General features: G+C 73.3%; 17 protein-coding genes. 5 read left to right on the top strand and 12 right to left on the bottom strand.

Annotated features, from left to right (window positions below; all coding sequences use genetic code 11):
- Positions 1 to 85 precede the first annotated feature (85 nt).
- Positions 86 to 1348 carry a nucleotide sugar dehydrogenase gene (locus ACTFTM_RS16155; RefSeq protein WP_449561309.1) on the top strand — a complete coding sequence of 421 codons (1263 nt, stop codon included), beginning with the start codon at positions 86 to 88 and terminating at the stop codon, positions 1346 to 1348.
- Positions 1349 to 1438: 90 nt separating this feature from the next.
- Here the strand turns inward: ACTFTM_RS16155 and ACTFTM_RS16150 are convergent, their stop codons facing one another.
- The 5 genes from ACTFTM_RS16150 to ACTFTM_RS16130 form a co-directional block, all read right to left on the bottom strand.
- Entirely contained in the window at positions 1439 to 3922 is a 2484-nt protein-coding gene (locus ACTFTM_RS16150) for an ABC transporter permease (protein WP_449561308.1), read from the bottom strand.
- A 147-nt stretch (positions 3923 to 4069) separates the two neighbouring features.
- Positions 4070 to 4735 carry a response regulator gene (locus ACTFTM_RS16145; protein WP_449561307.1) on the bottom strand — a complete coding sequence of 222 codons (666 nt, stop codon included), beginning with the start codon at positions 4733 to 4735 and terminating at the stop codon, positions 4070 to 4072.
- Complete coding sequence (locus tag ACTFTM_RS16140; protein ID WP_449561306.1) at positions 4732 to 5271, bottom strand: sensor histidine kinase; 540 nt, start codon at positions 5269 to 5271, stop codon at positions 4732 to 4734. Before ACTFTM_RS16140 ends, ACTFTM_RS16145 begins: the two co-directional genes overlap by 4 nt.
- Positions 5268 to 5930 carry a DUF7134 domain-containing protein gene (locus ACTFTM_RS16135; protein WP_449561305.1) on the bottom strand — a complete coding sequence of 221 codons (663 nt, stop codon included), beginning with the start codon at positions 5928 to 5930 and terminating at the stop codon, positions 5268 to 5270. Before ACTFTM_RS16135 ends, ACTFTM_RS16140 begins: the two co-directional genes overlap by 4 nt.
- Before the next feature lie 28 nt (positions 5931 to 5958).
- Positions 5959 to 6660 carry a DUF305 domain-containing protein gene (locus tag ACTFTM_RS16130; protein ID WP_449561304.1) on the bottom strand — a complete coding sequence of 234 codons (702 nt, stop codon included), beginning with the start codon at positions 6658 to 6660 and terminating at the stop codon, positions 5959 to 5961.
- A gap of 140 nt (positions 6661 to 6800) precedes the next feature.
- On the opposite strand from ACTFTM_RS16130, the gene ACTFTM_RS16125 reads away from it, so the two are divergent.
- A complete protein-coding gene (locus ACTFTM_RS16125; protein ID WP_449561303.1) occupies positions 6801 to 8258 on the top strand; it encodes an LVIVD repeat-containing protein in 1458 nt (485 codons plus the stop codon).
- A gap of 139 nt (positions 8259 to 8397) precedes the next feature.
- Positions 8398 to 9624, top strand: coding sequence for an SLC13 family permease (locus ACTFTM_RS16120; protein ID WP_449561302.1), 1227 nt, complete (start codon positions 8398 to 8400; stop codon positions 9622 to 9624).
- Positions 9625 to 9630: 6 nt separating this feature from the next.
- Here the strand turns inward: ACTFTM_RS16120 and ACTFTM_RS16115 are convergent, their stop codons facing one another.
- The 7 genes from ACTFTM_RS16115 to ACTFTM_RS16085 form a co-directional block, all read right to left on the bottom strand.
- Complete coding sequence (locus ACTFTM_RS16115; protein ID WP_449561301.1) at positions 9631 to 10107, bottom strand: DUF1203 domain-containing protein; 477 nt, start codon at positions 10105 to 10107, stop codon at positions 9631 to 9633.
- A 103-nt stretch (positions 10108 to 10210) separates the two neighbouring features.
- The gene (locus ACTFTM_RS16110; protein ID WP_449561300.1) at positions 10211 to 11038 is read right to left on the bottom strand and encodes a MerR family transcriptional regulator; all 828 of its coding nucleotides are present in this window, start codon (positions 11036 to 11038) and stop codon (positions 10211 to 10213) included.
- Positions 11039 to 11092: 54 nt separating this feature from the next.
- On the bottom strand, positions 11093 to 12694 hold the full coding sequence (locus tag ACTFTM_RS16105) for an asparagine synthetase B family protein (protein WP_449561299.1): 1602 nt from the start codon (positions 12692 to 12694) through the stop codon (positions 11093 to 11095).
- Between the two features lie 4 nt (positions 12695 to 12698).
- Positions 12699 to 13658 (bottom strand): DUF5715 family protein, encoded by a 960-nt coding sequence (locus ACTFTM_RS16100; RefSeq protein WP_449561298.1) that lies wholly within the window; start codon positions 13656 to 13658, stop codon positions 12699 to 12701.
- Between the two features lie 247 nt (positions 13659 to 13905).
- Positions 13906 to 14415 (bottom strand): 2'-5' RNA ligase family protein, encoded by a 510-nt coding sequence (locus ACTFTM_RS16095; protein WP_449561297.1) that lies wholly within the window; start codon positions 14413 to 14415, stop codon positions 13906 to 13908.
- A gap of 48 nt (positions 14416 to 14463) precedes the next feature.
- Positions 14464 to 15069, bottom strand: coding sequence for a response regulator transcription factor (locus ACTFTM_RS16090; protein ID WP_449561296.1), 606 nt, complete (start codon positions 15067 to 15069; stop codon positions 14464 to 14466).
- A complete protein-coding gene (locus ACTFTM_RS16085) occupies positions 15066 to 16220 on the bottom strand; it encodes a sensor histidine kinase (protein ID WP_449561295.1) in 1155 nt (384 codons plus the stop codon). The genes ACTFTM_RS16090 and ACTFTM_RS16085 overlap by 4 nt, the downstream gene beginning before the upstream one ends.
- A gap of 131 nt (positions 16221 to 16351) precedes the next feature.
- On the opposite strand from ACTFTM_RS16085, the gene ACTFTM_RS16080 reads away from it, so the two are divergent.
- Positions 16352 to 17296 carry a hypothetical protein gene (locus tag ACTFTM_RS16080; RefSeq protein ID WP_449561294.1) on the top strand — a complete coding sequence of 315 codons (945 nt, stop codon included), beginning with the start codon at positions 16352 to 16354 and terminating at the stop codon, positions 17294 to 17296.
- A gap of 81 nt (positions 17297 to 17377) precedes the next feature.
- The gene (locus tag ACTFTM_RS16075; protein WP_449561293.1) at positions 17378 to 19096 is read left to right on the top strand and encodes a DEAD/DEAH box helicase; all 1719 of its coding nucleotides are present in this window, start codon (positions 17378 to 17380) and stop codon (positions 19094 to 19096) included.
- Positions 19097 to 19123 lie beyond the last annotated feature (27 nt).

Genomic DNA, 19123 nt, shown 5'->3' with positions numbered 1-19123 from the left:
CACCGATATCCCCAAAACGGACTTAGGTCGCCGAAAACCGCTCTAGGCTCTCCGCAGGTCATTTCCACCGTCTGCGGGAGCCCGGGTGAGCGCTGAGAAGCTGGTCGTGATCGGCCAGGGGTACGTCGGACTGCCGCTGGCCATGCGCGCCGTGGAGGCGGGCATGGATGTCGTCGGCCTGGACGTCGACGCAGACCGGGTGAAGCGGCTCGCGTCGGGTGAGTCGTTCGTCGAGGACATCCCCGCCGACCGGCTGGGCCGTGCGCTGGGCAGCGGCCGGTACCGCCCCAGCACCGAGTACACCGACGCCGACGGTTTCGACGTCTGCGTCATCACCGTGCCCACCCCGTTGCGCGACGGCACCCCGGACCTGAGCTTCGTCGAGCAGGCCGGCATCGGCATCGGCCCGTACGTCCGGCCGGGCTGCACGGTCATCCTGGAGTCGACCACCTACCCCGGCACCACCGAGGAACTGCTTCGGCCGCTGTTGGAGTCGGCCAGCGGGTTGACCAGCCCAGGGGACTTCCACCTCGGCTACAGCCCGGAGCGGATCGACCCGGGCAACCCGACGTGGCGACTGGAGAACACCCCGAAGGTGGTCTCCGGGGTCGACGCGGCGTCGCTGGACCGGGTGCAGGGGTTCTACCAGCGGCTCGTGGAGCGCACCGTCGCCGTCGACACCACCCGTGTCGCCGAGCTGACCAAGTTGATCGAGAACACGTTCCGCCAGGTCAACATCGCGCTGATCAACGAGCTGACGATGCTCTCGCACCACCTCGACATCGACGTGTGGCAGGCGATCGACGCCGCCGAGACCAAGCCGTTCGGGTTCCTGCCGTTCCGGCCCGGCCCGGGCGTCGGCGGGCACTGCCTGCCGATCGACCCGTGCTACCTGTCCTGGCAGGTCAAGCGACGCCTCGGCCGGCAGTTCCGGTTCATCGAGCTGGCCAACGACATCAACCACGAGATGCCCGAGCACGTCGCGCAGCGGATCATGGCCGGGCTCAACCGCTCCGGCCGGGCGGTGAGCGGCGCCCGACTGCTGCTGCTCGGGCTCGCGTACAAGCGGAACACCGGCGACATGCGGGACTCGCCCGCCGTCGACGTGGCCCGCCGGTTGCAGGCGCTCGGCGCCGAGGTGCACGCGGTCGAGCCGTACGCGGAGGCCCACCAGATTCCCGCCGGGGTGACCGTCGTCGGGCTCACCGAGCGGGAGGTGCGGGCCGCGGACGCGGTCGTGGTGGTGACCGACCACGACTGCTTCGACTACGACCTGGTGGTCCGGCACGCCCGCTATGTGTTCGACACCCGCAACCGGTGCGTCGGCGAGATGGTCGAGCGTCTGTAGGGCGGACAGGCCCGGCACCGCTGGCCGGTCCCGCCGCCGGGGAAGACGGCGGGGCCGGCCGGCGGATGTCGCTTCGGGCACCCTAGGTCGCTAGTCGGCGAGCGCCTCGACGACGGGCCGCGACAGTGCCCGGCGGGCCGGGAGCACCGAGGCGAGCAGAGCGGCCAGCACCGCCACGCCGAGGATCGACCCGAGCTGACCGAGTGGCAGCACCACGTGGAAGTCCCCGCCGAGGCGGGCCAGCAGCGCCATCCCGGCGGCGCTGACGCCGGTGCCCAGCCCGATGCCGAGGACCGCGCCCACGACCGTCATGAGGATCGCCTCGACCGCGAGCATGGCCCGCATCCGGCCGCGGGTCAGGCCGACCGCCCGCAGGACCCCGTTCTCCCGGGTGCGCTCGACCACCGACAGGCTCAGCGTGTTGGCCACGCCGACGAGGGCGATCACGACGGCCAGCCCGAGCAGCGCGGTGACGGAGGCCAACAGCATGTCCACAGTGCCGGTGAGCATCTTCTTGTACGCGGCCTGGTCCATGAGGTTCGCCGTCGGGTAGCGGGCGAGCACGGCCTCGATCGCGGCGCGGGCCCGCTCGGCGCTCACGCCGCTGGCCGGGTCGATCTCGGCCAGGAAACCCCGTTCGCGGGGAAAGAGCACGGCGAAATCCCGGTCGTCCAGCTCGATGACGTGTCCCTCGGCCGCCGCGCTCCCGACCATGGCCGGTGTGTCGTCGGCGACCACTGCGGCCACCCGGAACGCCCGCCCCTCGATGGTGACGACGGAACCGACCTGCCAGCCGTGCGCCCGCGCCAGCTCCTGGTGCACCAGCACCCGCCCGGGACCGAGTCGGTCGACGTCGCCGGCCACCACGCCGGACAACGTCCGGCCGACCAGCGCCGGGTGGGCGGCCCGGACCTCGATGTCGCCGGTGACGGTGCTGCGCTGCTCGTGCACCACGCCCAGCTCGGGGCGCGCGGCCAGCTCACCGGCGAGCGCGGCGGGCAGATTCTGGCCGATACCGCTGACCACGAAGTCCGTCCCGATCTCGGCGTCGACGCTGCGTTCGATGCCGTCCTTGGTGCTGCGCGCCCCCACCACGAACGCCGACACCAATCCGATCCCGATGACCAGGGCGGTCGCCGTCGCGGCGATCCGACGCGGATTGCGGACCGCGTTCGCGACCGCCAGGCCGACGGTCGTGCCGAACACCCGGCCGGCCGGCCAGCCGATCAGCCGGACCAGCGCCGGGACGAGCAGCGGGCCGAACAGCACGATGCCGAAGAACGCCAACACACCGCCCACCGCCACGAGGAGCACCTGACCGGCGCTGGCCGCTCCGGCGAGCGCCGCGACTCCCGCGCCCAGCACCACCGCGCCGAGGGCCAGTCGCACCCGGCCCGCTCCCCGGGCGGGCTGCACGGCGGCGTCGGTCAGCGCGGCCACCGGGGCGACCCTGGTGCCCCGCCAGGCCGGCAGCAGGGCGGCCGCGACGGTGAGCCCGGTACCCAGCAGCAGGCTGGTCAGCACGGTCGAGCCGGCGACGGTCAACCCGCCGGAGAGCGGCACGTCCAGTCGGGATATCAGCAGCCGGAGTCCGCCGGCGAGGGCCACCCCGAGCAGGACGCCGAGGACGGAGGCGACGAGGCCGAGCACCGCCGACTCCAGGAGCGCGGCCCGGAAGACCTGCCCCCGGGTCGCGCCCACCAGGCGCAGCAGCGCGGTCCGTCGGGTGCGCTGCGCCAGCACGATCGCGAAGGTGTTGGCGATGACGAAGCCGGCCACCACCACCGCGACGCCGACGAAGATGAGCAGCAGCATCAGAAACTGGTTCAGATTGCGGACGGCGTCCTCGACGCCCTCGTCGAGGATCTGCTGGCGTCCCTTCACCTCGACGTCGGCGCTCCCGACGGCGGCGCGCAGCCGCTCGGCCAGCGCCGCCGGGGCGACGCCCGGCCGTGCCGCCACCATGATCCGGTCATAGCCACGCCCGCCGGTGACCGCGACGGCGTCCGCGCCGACCAGGCCGATGAACGGCCCACCGACGTCGCGGACGCTGCCCGCCACGTCGACCGTGCCGACCAGCGTGTACGGGCGGGCCGCGCCGCCGGTCCCGCCGACGAGGACTTCAGCGCCGAGGGTGAAGCCCTCCTTCGCCACGGTCGACGCGTCGAGCACCACCTCGCCCGAGCGGTCGGGCAGGTGGCCGGAGACCACGTCGTACGAGCGCAGGGCCGGCTCGGTGGGGATGGCGGCGAGCACGGCGTAGCCGAGCACCGGCCGCCCGTCGGCGCCGAGGAGTCCGCCGGCGCCGAGCAGCTCACCGGCGGCGGCGGCCACCCCGTCGACGGTACGGACGTCGTCGACCAGCCTCGCCGGGAGCGGCTGGTGGCCGTGCGGATAGACGCCGAGGTCGGTGTGCCGGTCGAAGGTGCCGGCCCGCTGGTACGCGCCCGCGCGCATCCCGTCCACGACGATCAGCGTGCCGGCGATGAAGGCGACACCGAGCACGACGGCGAGCGTGGACAGCAGCATGCGCAGCGCCTCGGCGCGCAGCGTACGGAGGGTCAGGCGGATCATGTGCGGGCTCCCGGTGCCGGCGCGGATCGGACCCCTCCGACGCTATGGCCGGTCCGTTCGGATCGATCTCCACCTGTGCTCTCGACCCGCGTACGCCCCAAGTGGCGCACGGACCCGCCGGCCGTACGACTGCGGTCGTACGGCCGGTCAGCGCCCGGGCGTGACCAGGCCGCTCTCGTACGCGAGCACGACCGCCTGCACCCGGTCGCGCAGGTGCAGCTTGGCCAGGATCCGCCCGACGTGGGTCTTCACCGTCGCCTCGGCCACGTGCGCCTTGACGGCGATCTCGGCGTTGGACAGTCCCTGCGCGACCAACAACAGCACTTCCCGCTCGCGCTCGGTGAGCTGCGCCAGCCGTGGGTCGGCGGTCGGGGCGACGCCGAGCTGGCCGGCGAAGCGGTCCAGCAGTCGCCGCGTGATCGACGGGGCGACCACCGAGTCGCCCCGCGCGACCACGCGGATGGCGTCCAGCAGCTCCTCCGGCGGGACGTTCTTGAGCAGGAAACCGCTCGCGCCGGCCCGCAGCGCGGCGAACGCGTCGGCCTCGGTGTCGAAGGTGGTCAGGACCAGCACCCGGGGCGGACCCGCCGGCCGGTCGGCGCAGATCCGGCGGGTGGCCTCCACCCCGTCCATGGTCGGCATCCGGATGTCCATCACCACCACGTCCGCCTCGGTGCGGGCCAGCACACGCAGGGCGTCCGCGCCGTCGATGGCCTCGCCGACCACCGTCAGGTCGGGCTGCGAGTCCAGCACCATCTTGAACCCGGCGCGCACCAGCGCCTGGTCGTCCACGATCACCACCCGGACCGTCATGCCGCGATCACCTCCGCTGAGGGCTCCGACGGTAGCGGGAGCCGTACCCGCACCTGCCAGCCCCCGGTCGGACGGGGACCCGCGGTGAGGCTGCCGTCGTACACCGTCACGCGCTCGCGCATGCCGAGCAGACCGTGACCGCCGGGCGGCGCCGGGCTGACCACCGGGCGGCCTCGACCGTCGTCGACGACCCGGACCTCGATGGCGTCGGCGGCGTACGTCATCCGGACGTCGACGGTGGCGCCGACGCCGGCGTGCTTGAGCGCGTTGGTCAGCGCCTCCTGCACCACGCGGTAGACGGTCAGCTCGAGGCCCGGCGGCAGGGCCGGTGGCTCGCCGGTGACGGCGTCCCGGACACGCAGCCCGGCGTCGCGGAAGCGGGCCAGCAGGTCGGGCAGCTCGGCCAGGGCCAACCGGCGGTGCTCCGGGTCGGCGGCCACGACGTCCGCACCGGCGGGGCCGGCGTCGCGCAGGACGCCGACGAGCCGGCGCATCTCCTCCAGCGCGGAGCGGCCGGTGTCGGCGACCACCTTCACGGCGGCGCGCGCCTGCTCGGGTCGCGGTCGAGCATGAAGCGGGCCCCGTCCGCCTGGACGATCATCACGGCCATGCTGTGCGCCACCACGTCGTGCAGCTCGCGGGCGATCCGGGTGCGCTCCTCGGCGACCGCGGCCCGGGACTCGGCCTCCCGCTCGCGTTCGAGGGTGGTGGCCCGCTCCTCCAGGCTCAGCACGTAGAGGCGGCGGGTCCGCACGTTCAGCGCGACGAGCCAGACCGCGCCGGTGACCAGCGCGTACCACAGGGCGGTCACCCACCACATGACGACGCCGGGGGTCTGCGCGGCGGCGAGCAGCACGCCCACGGCGGCGACCGCTCCGGCCAGCACGCCGTCGCGCAGGCGCCTGCCGTACTTGACGACGCTGTAGAGCGCGATCAGGACGGCGACGTCGTAGGCGAGCGGCCCCCACCGGGCGATCACCTGGACCAGGGCGAGCGCCGCCACGGCGACGGTGACCGCGCTCGGGTGGGTACGGCGGAACAGCAGCGCCACCGCCATCGCGAGGCCGACGCCGCTGGCGGCCCAACCGCCGGGCTGGGACACGGCCGCGGCGAGACCGACGAACGCCACCAGGCCGGAGACGGCCACGTCGAAGGCGACGCCGCGCAGTGGGCGGCCGAACAGCGTGCGTCTCACGGTCACCCAGCGTACGGGTTGTCGACGGTCAGGGCGGCGTCAGCTCACGCAGGCGGTTGATCTCGATGGCCTGCTCGGTGGCGAGTGAGGTGGCAAGTTCGTTGAGGGTCGCGTCGGCCCCGACCGACAGCAGGTCGGTGGCCATGGTCACCGCGCCCTGGTGGTGGTCGGTCATCATCGTGATGAAGAGCCTGTCGAACTCGACGCCCCGGGCCGCGGCCAGTCGCCGCATCGCGTCGGGGGACTGCATGCCGCGCATGCCGGCGTGGTCGTGCCCGGGCGCCGTCTCGGGTAGCCCGCGGGTGGCGAGCCACCCGCGCAGTACCGCGATCTCCGGGGCCTGTCCGGCGCGGATCCGGTCGGCGTACGCACGGATCCGGGGGTCGGCCGCGTGGTCCACCGCGAGGGCGCTCATCTCCAGCGCCTGCTGGTGGTGCGGGATCATCATCTGGACGTAGACGGTGTCCAGGCCGTTGTAGCGGGGTGGACTGTCGTCGCGCAGCTCGTGCGCGGACCGGGCGACGGCCGGCTCCCCCGGGCGGCCGGGGACGAGGACCGGCGGCGGTGGTGGACCGGTCGGGCCGGTCGCCGTCGGCGTGGGTGACGCCGAGGCGGGTGCGGCGGCCGACCGGCCGGGGTCACCTGCGGCGCGGACGGCCAGCACCACCATTGCCGTGAGGATGGCCGCCGCTATGACGACGGCGAGTAACCGACCACGTCGGACAGTCATGCCACACTCCCCTGAGGTCGAGGTCGCAGCGATCCTATCCATTGAAGACTCGACGCATATGTGACCCAGCTCACATCGATGATCTCCGAGGCTCGGTAAGGTACCGACAACGTCATCCCCCCTTTCGAAGGGCGCCGCCAATGATCAAGTTGGCCACCGCACGGCTCCGACAACTCCGCATCATCAGTCTGGCCGCGACCGGCCTGCTGCTGACCAGCGTCGCTCTGGCGACGCCGAGCAGCGCGCAGGAGGCCGCACCGGCCGCAGCCCCACCGGCCGCAGCCGCCAGCGACATCCCGGGCGTCGACGAGATCCGCAGCAGCCCCAACCTGCGGCAGATCGCCAACCTCCCGAAGCAGGCGCCGTTCGACACGACGGCAGCGCTCAACAGCGACATGGCGTTCCAGGGCAAGTACGCCTTCGCCGGCAACTACAACGGGTTCGTCATCTACGACATCTCCCGGCCCAGCGCGCCCACGATCACCGCGCAGGTGAACTGCCCGGGCTCGCAGAACGACATCTCCGTTTACGGCAACCTGCTGTTCGTCTCCACCGACTCGTCGCGCAGCGACGACTCGTGTGCGAGCGTCGCGCAGCCGGCGTCGGTGAAGGAGTCGTGGGAGGGCATCAAGGTCTTCGACATCAGCGACAAGGCCAACCCGCGCTACATCAAGTCCGTCGAGACCGCCTGCGGGTCGCACACCCACACGCTGGTGCCGGGCAAGGACCGCAAGAACGTCTACCTGTACGTCTCGTCGTACAGCCCGCGGGCCGAGTTCCCCGACTGCCAGCCGCCGCACGACTCCATCTCCATCATCAAGGTGCCGGTGAAGAAGCCGACCGAGGCGTCCGTCATCTCGACGCCGAACCTCTTCCCGGACGGTGGTTTCCCGGGCAGCGAGACCGGCTCGGCGACCACCGGTTGCCACGACATCACCGCGTACCCGGCGAAGGACATCGCCGCCGGCGCCTGCATGGGTGACGGCATCCTGCTCGACATCAAGAACCGCGAAGCGCCCAAGGTGATCACCCAGGTCCGGGACACGGTGAACTTCGCGTTCTGGCACTCGGCCACCTTCAACAACGCCGGCACCAAGGTCGTCTTCACCGACGAGCTGGGCGGCGGCGGCGCGGCCACCTGCAACGAGACCGTCGGCCCCGACCGGGGCGCGGACGCCGTCTACGACATCACCGGCCGTGGCGCGGCGCGGAAGCTGGAGTTCCGCAGCTACTACAAGATCCCCCGGACCAACGGCGACACCGAGAACTGCGTGGCGCACAACGGCTCGCTGATCCCGGTGCTCGGGCGGGACATCATGGTGCAGGCGTGGTACCAGGGCGGCATCTCGGTCTGGGACTTCACCGACTCGCGCCACCCCAAGGAGATCGCCTACTGGGAGCGTGGCCCGCTGTCCACCACCCAGGCCCTGACCGGCGGCGCCTGGTCGACGTACTACTACAACGGCAACATCTACTCCAACGACATCCAGAAGGGTCTGGACGTCCTGGAGCTGAACGACTGGCGGACCTGGTCGGCGAACCTGACCCGGTTCAAGGAGCTGAACGTGCAGACCCAGCCCGGTTACCTGAGCTGGTAGCAACGGACGCCCGACCCGGGCCCGGCCCCTCGCCGAGGGGCCGGGCCCGGCCGCGTCAGCCCCACCCGGCCGGTGGGCCTGGTCACCCAGGCGGGGGTTGACGAGCGCCTGACCGGTCCCTGTGTCAACGTGGTCACCCGTGAAGTCTGCCGCCGGCGCCCCGCCGGCCCCGCCCGAACCGAGCGCGCGCTGGCGTCCCCACCCGCTCGACGTGGTGGCCGTCGTCCTCGCTGCGGCCGGCGCGGTCTGCGCGCTGACCGGGCTGCTGCCCCGCGCCGAGACCACGGCCACCCTGCACCGGATCCTGCCGCTGCTGCTCTTCCTCGGCACCGTGATCGTGCTGGCCGAGCTGACCGCCGTCGCCGGCGTCTTCGACGTGCTCGCCAGCCGGCTGGCCATCGCCTCCCGGGGCCGCTGGGCGGCGCTGTTCCTGCTCTGCGGCGGCCTGGCCACGGTGACCACCCTGGTGCTCAACCTCGACACCACCGCCGTGCTGCTCACCCCGGTGCTGCTCGCCCTGGCCCGCAGCCTGCGCGTCCCGGCCGGGCCGCTCGCGGTCACCACGGTCTGGCTGGCGAACACCGCCAGCCTGCTGCTGCCGGTGTCGAACCTGACGAACCTGCTGGCCGCCGACCGGGTCGGCCTCACCCCCCTGGCGTACGCCGAGCGCATGGCGCTGCCGCAGGTCGCGGCCGTGACGGTCACCATGGCGCTGCTCTGGTACGCCTGGTGGCGGCGGGAACGACCGGACGGCGGACGCTTCGTCCCACCGGCCCCGCACGTACCGGCCGATCCGGTGCTGCACCGCACCGCGCTCGCCGGCTGCCTTCTCTTCGTCGCCGGCATCCTCGCCGGGGTCGAGATCGGGCTCGCCTCCACCGTCGCCCTCGCCCTGGTGCTGATCGGCTTCGTGGTCCGCTCTCCCGCGACGCTGCGCGCCCAACTGGTGCCCGTACGGCTGCTGCTCTTCGTCGTCGGCCTGTTCCTGGTGGTGCAGACCCTGGGCCGGCACGGACTCGACGACCTCGTCGGCGGCCTGGTCGGCGCCGACGGCGGGGCGGTCGGCGCGCTGCGGGCCGGCGGCACCGGGGCGCTGCTGGCGAACGCGGTCAACAACCTGCCGGCGTACCTGGCCGGCGAGTCCGTGCTGCCGACCGTCGACCACACCCGCCTGCTCGCCCTGCTGATCGGCACGAACGTCGGCCCGCTGGCCGCGCCCTGGGCGTCGCTGGCCACCCTGCTGTGGTTCGAACGCTGCCGGGCGGCCGGTGTGACGGTGCCGGTGAAGCGGTTCGTGCTGACCAGCAGCCTGCTCGCCGTCGTCGGCACGCTCGCGGCGGTCGGCGCGCTGCTGCTGGTCAGCTGAGCGCCGTCACCCGGCGGCCCGCTCCACCACGAACATGAAGCAGCCGTAGATCACGTTGCGGCTGTGCAGTTGGTGCACCTGCGGGTCGGCGAACAGCTCCGTGATCACCGCCTCCGGGTCCGTGCCGTCGTGCAGCCGACCGCCGCAGATCCGTCCCTGCCGGTCGTACGCCCGCAGGACCTGGGCGCGTCCCCGCCAGCCCGGCGGGTGGCCGCCGCCGTGGTCCGGGCCCGGGCAGGCGGCGGCGTGCGCGAAGACCGGCCCGATCTCCCGGTACGCGACGGCGGCGATCGGCGGGGCGTAGCCGAAGAGCAGCACCTCCTCCCCCGCCTCGGCGTCGCGCAGGCAACAGCGCAGCGGCTCCCCGCCGCCGGCCAGGCGTCCTTCGACGCGATGGCCGGCGGCGTCCCGCCCGGTCCGACGGACGAGGTCCAGCGCCGCGGCCGGCACGGCGTGGACGATGAAGGTGGCGGTGGTCGTCATGCCTTCCAGCCTGCCCCGTTGCCGGTGCGGGTGCTGGCGGTGATCGGACCTGGCGCTGGGGACGGCCCCGAGCGCCAGCCGGCGGGGCGGAGGCGAGCGACCGTCAGGCGCGGCCGACGGCGAGCTGAAGCTCGGTGACGCCCTGTTCCGGGGCCTCCTGGCAATATTCCAGGTACACCTCGCGGGCGAACCCGTCCGGGCGGTACCCGTTGTCCTCGATCCACCGGGCGAGCGCCTGGACGCTCCGGTCGGCGTCGTCCATCGAGCCGTGGTGCACGATCGTCGCGGCCGTCCCGACCGCCGGCAGGTCCCGCACCGTCACGTCGGGAACCGCCGCGACACCACCGGCGACGCTCACCCCGGCGTGCACCACCACGGCCTCGCCCTCGTCGTCGGCCGGTTCGTACCAGGCGATGGCGGGCCCGTTCGGGGTGATTCCGGCGGCGTCGAGCCGGCGGAACAGCTCCGGGTAGAGCGGCTGGATCACCGGACCGATGTCCTGACTCTGGTAGCTGGGCGCGACCGCGGTCAGCTCCGCGACGCGGACCGGCGGGATTTTCTTGAGTACGACGTCCTGGCTGGTCATCTGACCCTCCGATTCGATCATCCGGAGCCTCGCCTCGACCGCCGCGAGCCGGGCCGTGTCGGCGGCCAGCCGGGCGGCCAGCTCGCTGCGGCGCAGCCGCAGCATGCCGCGCAGCTCGGCGGTGTCGACGGCCTCGTCCACGATCGCCCGCACCTGCTCCAGGGTGAGCCCCAGATCCTTCAGGGCGATCACCCGGTTGAGCCGGCGCAGCTGCGCGGCCCGGTAGAAGCGGTAGCCGGTGTGCGGATCGACGGTCGCCGGGCGCAGCAGACCGATGCTGTCGTAGTGGCGCAGCATCCGCACCGACACGCGGCCCAGTCGGGCGAAGTCTCCAATGGTGAACATGATCCCCTCACGCTGGTCCCTGACACGGTGTCAGAGTCAAGCGTCGGGCGGGGATCAGCTCACCGGTGAGCGGCGGGACGGGCGTGGCCCGACCAGCCGGCGGACCATCGGCGCGGCGTTCCACCTCGCGGCGCCGACCAGGTCACGGGCGTGTTCCAGGACGGTGTAGTCGGGCCGGTTCAACCCGTCGGCGATGGCCCGGTCCAGGTCGTTGCCGCACCGGCTGAGCACCGTGTCGAAGTCGCGGCGGACCGGCTCCAACAGGTCGTAGCCGAAGGCGCGGTGCATCCGGGCGAACAGCGGCTTGTAGAGCCGTACCCGCTCGTGCAACCCCGAGGAGTACGACATGGGGTGCTTCGGCCGCCGCACCACGTAGTCGGGCAGCAGGTCGGCGAACGCCCTCCGCACGATCCACTTCTCCTGGCCGTCGCGCACCTTCAGGTTCAGGGGCAGGCGCATCGCCAACTCCACGACGCTGAGGTCCAGGAACGGCACCCGCGCCTCCACCCCGTGCCCCATGGCGGCCCGGTCCACCCGCTGCAACTCAGTGCGGAACAGGTTGCGGATCCGGTGCAGGAACAGCCGGCGGGACGCGACCGGGTCGACCTGGCGGTACATCGGATACCCGCCGAAAAGCTCGTCGGAGCCGTCGCCGGTGAGCACCACCTTCACGCCCAGGTCCCGCAGCCGCCGGAAGATCGGCACCGACACGACGGCGTTGATGATGTCGCCGTACTCGGTCAGCTCCGAGATCCGGATGGCCTCGCGGACGTCGGCGAGCCGGATGTCGCGCGGGCGTAGCTCGACCACGACGTGCGGCACGTCGAGGTCGGCGGCGAGCCGGCGGGCGTACGCCACGTCGGGGCTGTCCGGCACGCCGACCGTCACCGCCACGCAGTCCGGGTGGATGTCGCGTACCTGCCGCAGCGTCAACGAGCTGTCCAGCCCGCCGGAGAGGACGACGCCGACGGTCAGGTCGGTCTCCACCCGCATCCGGATGGCGTCGGTCAGGGCGGCCCGGACGAGCAGGGTGGCCTCGTCCGGGTCGTCGATGACCGGCAGGCCCTCGCCGATGGTGAGCAGGTCGACGTACGGGCGCAGCCGCACGGGCCCGTCCGCCTCCGCCCAGCCGTGGTGCCCGGGAGGCACCTCGCTCACCGGAGCCTGGTGTCCGACGAGCGCCTTGACCTCGGAGGCGAGGTGCAGGCAGCCCGGCCGTCGGGACCAGTACAGCGGTTTCACCCCGAGCGGGTCGCGGGCCAGGTACGCCCGGCCGGTGGCGCGTTCGACGACCGCGAAGGCGTACTCGCCGCGCAGTCGCGTCACCGCCGCCTCGCCCCACTGCTGAAAGGCCGCCAGCAGCACCTCGGTGTCGCTGTCGGTGCGGAATACCTGCCCGAGGCGGGTGAGCTGCGCGCGCAGCTCCCGGTGGTTGAAGATCTCGCCGTTGAAGCAGAGCAGCCACCGCTCGTCGGTCGACGTCCAGGGCTGCACGGCCCGGTCGCGGTCGACGACGCGGAGCCGGCGGGTGCCGGCGAGCAGTCCCGTCTCACAGCGGGTCTCGGTGACCTCGCCGCGCGGGGCGAGGACGGCGAGCATCCGCCGGAACGTCGCCGGGTCGGCCTCGGGGCCGAGGCTCAGAGCGATGCCGCACACGGTCTCAGACCCCCATCTCGGCCTCGTAGGCCCGCCGCAGTCGACGCCGGGCGGCGGGCGCGAGGCACAGGTGCCAGGCCTGCCCCTCGTCGATCACGTTCAGGTCGCCGGCCTCCTGACGGGCCAGCAACAGCTCCGCGAGAGCGTCGCGCGCGCCGAACCGCGTGAACCAGGCCAGCTCGACGTCGACCGAGTAGCCGAGGCAGTGGCCGCTGGGCAGCATCGCCGCGTAGCCCAGGCGGCGCAGCCGGTACTGGTGCTCGGTGCTGCGGACCAGGCTCGTCACCCAGAGCGGCGGGGTGCCCGCGGGCGCGGCGGCGGCGAACTCCCGGCCCAGTTCGTTGAGGAGCGCGACCACCTCCCGGCGGGCGCGCCGGAACAGCAGACCGGCGGTGTGCGGGGTCGCGTCGGGGCGCAGCCGCCGGCGCAGTCCGCGCGCGGCCCGGCCCAGCACGGTCGCGGGTTGCTCCTGGTACCGGAAGCACAGCAGGTCCCGGCGGCGCAGCCACTCCAGGTCGACGAGTTCGGCGCTGCCGTTGACCTGGTCGTCGGTGTGGAACACGGGGGCGTCCTGCCACCACAGCACGTCGATGCGGGAGAGCAGGTAGATCCGGACCAGCGCGGTGAGATCGCGCGCCGACGTGCGCTCGTTCGGCTGGTAACGGGCCATCTCCAGCAGCAGCGTCTCGCGCGCGCCGAGCAGACCCTGCGGTGTGGCGTCGAGCACGGCCGCCAGGGCCGGTTCGCGCAGCCGCTCGTCGACGAGCACCTGACGCGCCCGGGTGCTGGTGGCGTCGGCCAGGGCCCCCACCTCGACCAGGAGGTCGGCCACCGCCGCCCGGTAGGCGACGAGGTCGGGCGCGGCGCTGGGAAGTCGCCGGGTGGCGGTGCCGGAGGGCCGGCGGCGGGCCGGCGCGGTGGGGGACGTGGGCTGCTGCCCCGGACTACGGCTGGGCACTCGCATGACGGGGTCCCTTCTCCGGTCACGGCGCTGAGTGAATCGCCCTGAAAACACCGTAATCACCAAGACCGGGGGCAGACCGAACGATCCTCCGATTTAGCCCGAACGGACACGACGACCATCGGAGGCCGGCGCGACCGTCAGTCGCCGTCCGCCGGCACCAGGCCCTGCACGATCGGTGGCTGTTCAGCAGTACGACCCTCGGCGTGTCGTACCGCTCAGCAGCCACCGATCGGGGGGGCACGGGACGCTAGCGCAGAGTGGTGACCGTGCGGTCTTCGCCGTTGTAGCTGCGCGCCGCGTCGAACGCGCCGGTCGGGCGCTGCCCACCGGTCACGGCGCGGGCCATCCGCAGGTCCGCGTCGCGGAACCGCAGCGCCAGGCTGAGGTGCGGCACCCACGCTCCCGGGGCGTGCCAGGGGCGGTGTCCGTCGGCCCGGTCGAGGACGTCCCAGACGGCGGCGTGCAGCGCCGTCAACGCCGGCGTGGGCCGGACGAGCCAGACCAGCGGGGCGCTGCCGTCCAGCACGACGACCCGGTCGAGCGTGACCGGCAGCGGCAGCGCCGCGCCGAACAGGTCGGCCAGTTGCCGCTCGACACCGGACGGGAAATCGTCCACGGCCGCCAGGGTCAGGTGGGGCCGGTTCGTCGGATGGATGTTGCGGGCCAGGCTCGGCAATCCGGCGGCGGCCAGCCGCGTCCAGGCCGTCCGGATCGCGGCGTCCAACCCGGGCGAGCAGACCAGTTCCACCGTACGCACGCAGACACGCTAGCCCGAACGCGTCGACCACCCGGGCGCTACGGCGGGTCAGAGCCAGCCGTTGTCCCGGGCGGCGCGGACCGCCTCGGCCCGGTCGGCCGCGCCGAGCTTCTGCACGGCGGCGGAGAGGTGGTTGCGCACGGTGCCGGTGGACAGGTGCACCCGGCGGGCGATCACGGCGACCGGTGCCCCGAACTCGGCCAGCCGCAGCGTCTCCAGTTCGCGGGGCGTCAGCGGGCACGCCGGCAGCGTCAACGCGTCGGCGGCCAGGGACGGGTCGACGTACCGGCCGCCGGCGTGCACCCGGCGGATCACGTCGGCGAGCGCGCCACCGGGCGAGCCCTTGGGCAGGAAGCCCCGGGCGCCGGCGGTCAACGCCTGGCGGAGATGCCCCGGGCGGCCGTGCCCGGTCAACACGACCACCGCGCACTCCGGACGGACGCGGGCCAACTCGGCGGCGACGGCGATGCCGTCCAGGCCAGGCATCTCCAGGTCCACGACGGCCACGTCCGGGCGGTGCGCCAGTGTCGCGGTGACGGCCGTCGGCCCGTCGGCGGCGTGGGCCACCACGTCGATGTCCGGCTCCAGGCCGAGCAGGGCGGCGACCGCAGCCCGGATCAGGTCCTCGTCGTCGGCCAGCAGGACGCGGATCACGACGGCACCGGCACGGTGGCCTCCAGGGTGAACACCGCGTCCTGGCGGCGTACCCGCAGATCGCCACCGGCGGCGGCGAGCCGGTCGGCCAGGCCGCGCAGCCCGTGGCTGTGCTCGTCCGGGCCGTTTCCGCTGGCTCCGTCGTTGGTGACCGTCATCCTCGCCACGTTCCCCTCCAGGTCGATGTGGATTCGGCACCACTCGGCGTGGCTGTGCCGCAGCACGTTGGTGCCCGCCTCGCGGAGCACCGCCGCCAGTTCCGTCGCGGCCGGCTGCGGCAGGTCCAGGGGGGACGACGGCACCGTGCAGCGCACTCCGCAGGACCGAAGCACCTCCGCCACGGCGGCAACCTGCTCGCCGAGGTCGACGACGCGGTAGCCGTGCACGGTCTCGCGTACCTCGGTCAGCGCGGACGCGGCGAGCCGCTGCACCTCGGCGGCCTCCCGACCGGCCCGCTCCGGGTCGACCGGCGCGAGCCGCGCGGCGAGTTCGGCTTTCAGCGCGATCACCGTGAGGCTGTGCCCCAGCAGGTCGTGCACGTCGCGGGCGAAGCGCAGCCGCTCCTCGGCGGCCGCCAGCCGGCCCTGGGCCGCCTGGCCCTGCCGCGCGTCCACCAGGAGGTCCCAGAACCAGACCTGGAAGCCGTTGAGGGCGGCGATGCCCACTCCCACCCCACCGGTCACCGCCAGGTGGCGCGCGACGGAACCGCCGGTCCACTCGGCGACGGCCACCGACACCAGCAGGACGGCGGCTGCCACCGCGACCACGGCCCACGGCCGGACGAGCAGCGGCGCCATACCGATCAGCGCCGCCCCGAGCCAGGCCCACGTCGGCCAGGCGCCGGCCGCCACCGGCCCCACCAGCGGAACGGTCAGCACCGCCGCCCCGACCAGGGCCAGCTGGAAGCGGGACCGCCAGCGCGGGTCGAGCCACGGTGTCACGGCCGCGTACAGCACGGCGGTCTGGGCGATCAGGAAGACCAGTACGCCGACCGCGCCGAGCCCCGCGCGGACCGGCTCGGGCTCACGGAACAGACCGACCACGGGCAACAGGAGACTCGCCCAGACCCCGGTGACGAGCGACAGTAGTGTCGCCTGACGGGCCCGGCGTAGCCGGCGGTCCGCCCGGGGAGTCCCCGTCTCACTCAACACGCGTCGATCCTAGGACCGCGCGCCGCCCGGTCCACCCGTGCGAGTTGTCACGGTCGGACCGTGCGTCACGCACGAATATCCGCTGACGAACGCGCCTGCCCCCTGCGCCGCGCCGCCGGCAGGGTCAGGACATGGAAAAGACACGGATGTACGCCGACGCGACCGCCCTCGTACCGTCGTCCGGGCCACTGACGACCGACCAGCCGGCACCCTCGGACACGGCGTCCCCGGGCCGGGTGTCGCCACCCGCGACCTCTGCCCACCCGAGACCGACCGGCGGCACGCGGCACCTGCTCTGGCATCTCGGCGAGATGGCGCTGGCGATGATCGCCGGGATGCTCCTGCTCGGGCCACTGTTCGGGCTGGCCGGTGCCGCTCTGGGCGCGAGCGGCGCGCTGGCCCGCCCGGAGGTGGCCGCGCTTCTGATGGCCACCACCATGACCATCGGGATGACGGTGTGGATGCGCTACCGGGCGCACCACTGGCGTGGGGTCGGCGAGATGGCCGCCGCGATGTACGTCCCGTTCCTGCTGCTGTTCGTGCCGTACCGGGCCGGCCTGCTCGATGCCGACGGTCTGCTGCTCGGCGGGCACCTGCTGATGGTGCCGGCGATGGTGCTGGTGGCGGTACGGCATCGGCACGAGCCGCCGGCGGTGATCCGTCGACACCCCGCCGTGGTGGCTCTCGCCCGCCGCTGGCCGGCCGGGCTGGCGCTGCTGTTGACCGCGGACATGTGGCTCGATCCGACCGTGCTCAGCCCGTGGACGATGCTGGTGCTGCCCGGCGGCTATCTGCTGATCGGCCTGTTCCGGCGCACGCTGCGCGGGCCGGGTGTGCTCGCCACCCAACTCGTCGGCCTCGCCGTCTGGGGCGCCCTGACGCTGGTCGCGGTGGTGCTCGGGGGACGGACGGCGGCCTGGCTGGTGGCGTTGGGGTGGCTGGGGCACGCCGGCTGGGACATGGCGCGCCACCGCACCGGCCGGGTGGTGCCGCGCGGCTACGCGGAGTTCTGCGGGGTCCTGGACGCGTTGCTGGGAGGCATCATGATCCTGGCGATCCTCACCACCGACGCATGATCCGCCCAGATCGTGCGGCCCCGCCCGCATGTTGTGCCGGTCGGCGCAGCGGCCCCGACGGGGTGATGAAAGGCTTGGCACATGAGTTCCGCACCTGCACAGCACGACGCACCGACCGCCAGCGACCCCGACGTGACCGCGTTCACGGACCTGGGGCTGCGCGCCGAACTGCTGGGCGCGCTGTCCGCCCTCGGCTATGAGGAGCCGACCCCCATCCAGGCCGAGGCCATCCCACCGCTGATCGACGGTCGGGATCTGCTGGGTCAGGCGGCAACCGGCACCGGCAAGACGGCGGCGTTCGCGCTGCCGCTGCTGCACCGGATGCCGGCCCACCGCGACGGCGGGGACCCGGTGGCGCTGGTGCTGGTGCCGACCCGGGAGCTGGCGGTGCAGGTGTCCGAGGCGTTCCACCGCTACGGCAAGGACCTGGGCGCACGGGTGCTGCCGATCTACGGCGGGCAGCCGATCGGTCGGCAGTTGCGGGCGCTCGACAGCGGCGTCGACGTGGTGGTGGCCACCCCGGGGCGGGCCCTGGACCACATCGCCCGGGGCACCCTGCGCCTGGGCGGCCTGGCCACCGTGGTGCTCGACGAGGCCGACGAGATGCTCGACATGGGCTTCGCCGAGGACATCGAGGCGATCCTGGAGCACGCGCCCGCCGAGCGTCAGACGGTGCTCTTCTCGGCCACCATGCCGTCGAGGATCGACGGGATGGCCCGCCAGCACCTGACCGAGCCGGTCCGGATCGAGATCGGCCGGGAACAGCCGGTCGCGGGCGAGACGCCCCGGGTCCGGCAGAGCGCGTACATCGTGACCCGCGCGCACAAGCCGGCCGCGCTGGGCCGGGTCCTGGACGTGGAGTCCCCCACGGCGGCGATCGTGTTCTGCCGCAGCCGCGAGGAGGTGGACCGGCTCACCGAGACGATGAACGGCCGGGGCTACCGCTCCGAGGCACTGCACGGCGGGATGAGCCAGGAGCAGCGGGACCGGGTGATGGGCCGGCTGCGCGCCGGCACGGCGGATCTGCTGGTCGCGACCGATGTGGCGGCCCGTGGGCTGGACGTCGAACAGCTCACCCACGTCGTCAACTACGACGTGCCGTCGGCGCCGGAGTCGTACGTGCACCGCATCGGTCGGGTGGGTCGGGCCGGCCGCGAGGGCGTGGCGATCACCCTCGCCGAGCCGCGCGAACACCGGATGCTCAAGACCATCGAGCGGGTGACCGGCCAGCGGATCGCCATCGACAAGATCCCCACCGTGGCGGACATGCGTACCCGCCGGCTGGAGCTGACCCAGGCGGCGCTGCGGGAGAGCCTGCTGGAGGACGACCTCGACCCGTACCGGGTGATCGTGGAGACCCTGACCGACGAGTTCGACCTCATGGAGGTCGCGCTCGCCGCCGTGAAGCTGGCCCACGAGGTGACGTCGCCGGGCTCCGACGAGGAGGAGATCCCGCAGGTCCCGGTCCGGGCTCCCCGCGAGGGTCGAGGAGAGTCCGGCGGCCGGGGCGGCGACCGACGCGGCGGGGGCCGGCCCCGCTCGGCCGGCGGCAACACCGTCCAGGTCTTCGTCGGCCTGGGCCGGCGCGCGGGCGTACGCCCCCAGGACCTGGTCGGCGCCATCACCGGCGAGACGGGCATCCGGGGTCGGGACATCGGCTCGATCGAGATCGCCGACCGGTTCTCCCTGGTCGAGGTGCCGCAGGGCGTCGCCGACGAGGTGATCTCCGGACTGCGCCAGAGCACGATCAAGGGCCGCAAGGCCACCGTGCGCCGCGACCGCGGCCGCGACGAGCGCTGAGCCGGGCCGTCGGCGACCGCCGGGCAC

The sequence above is a fragment of the Micromonospora sp. RB23 genome, from assembly GCF_053585025.1.
This window is presented reverse-complemented; position numbering and strand designations above follow the sequence as displayed.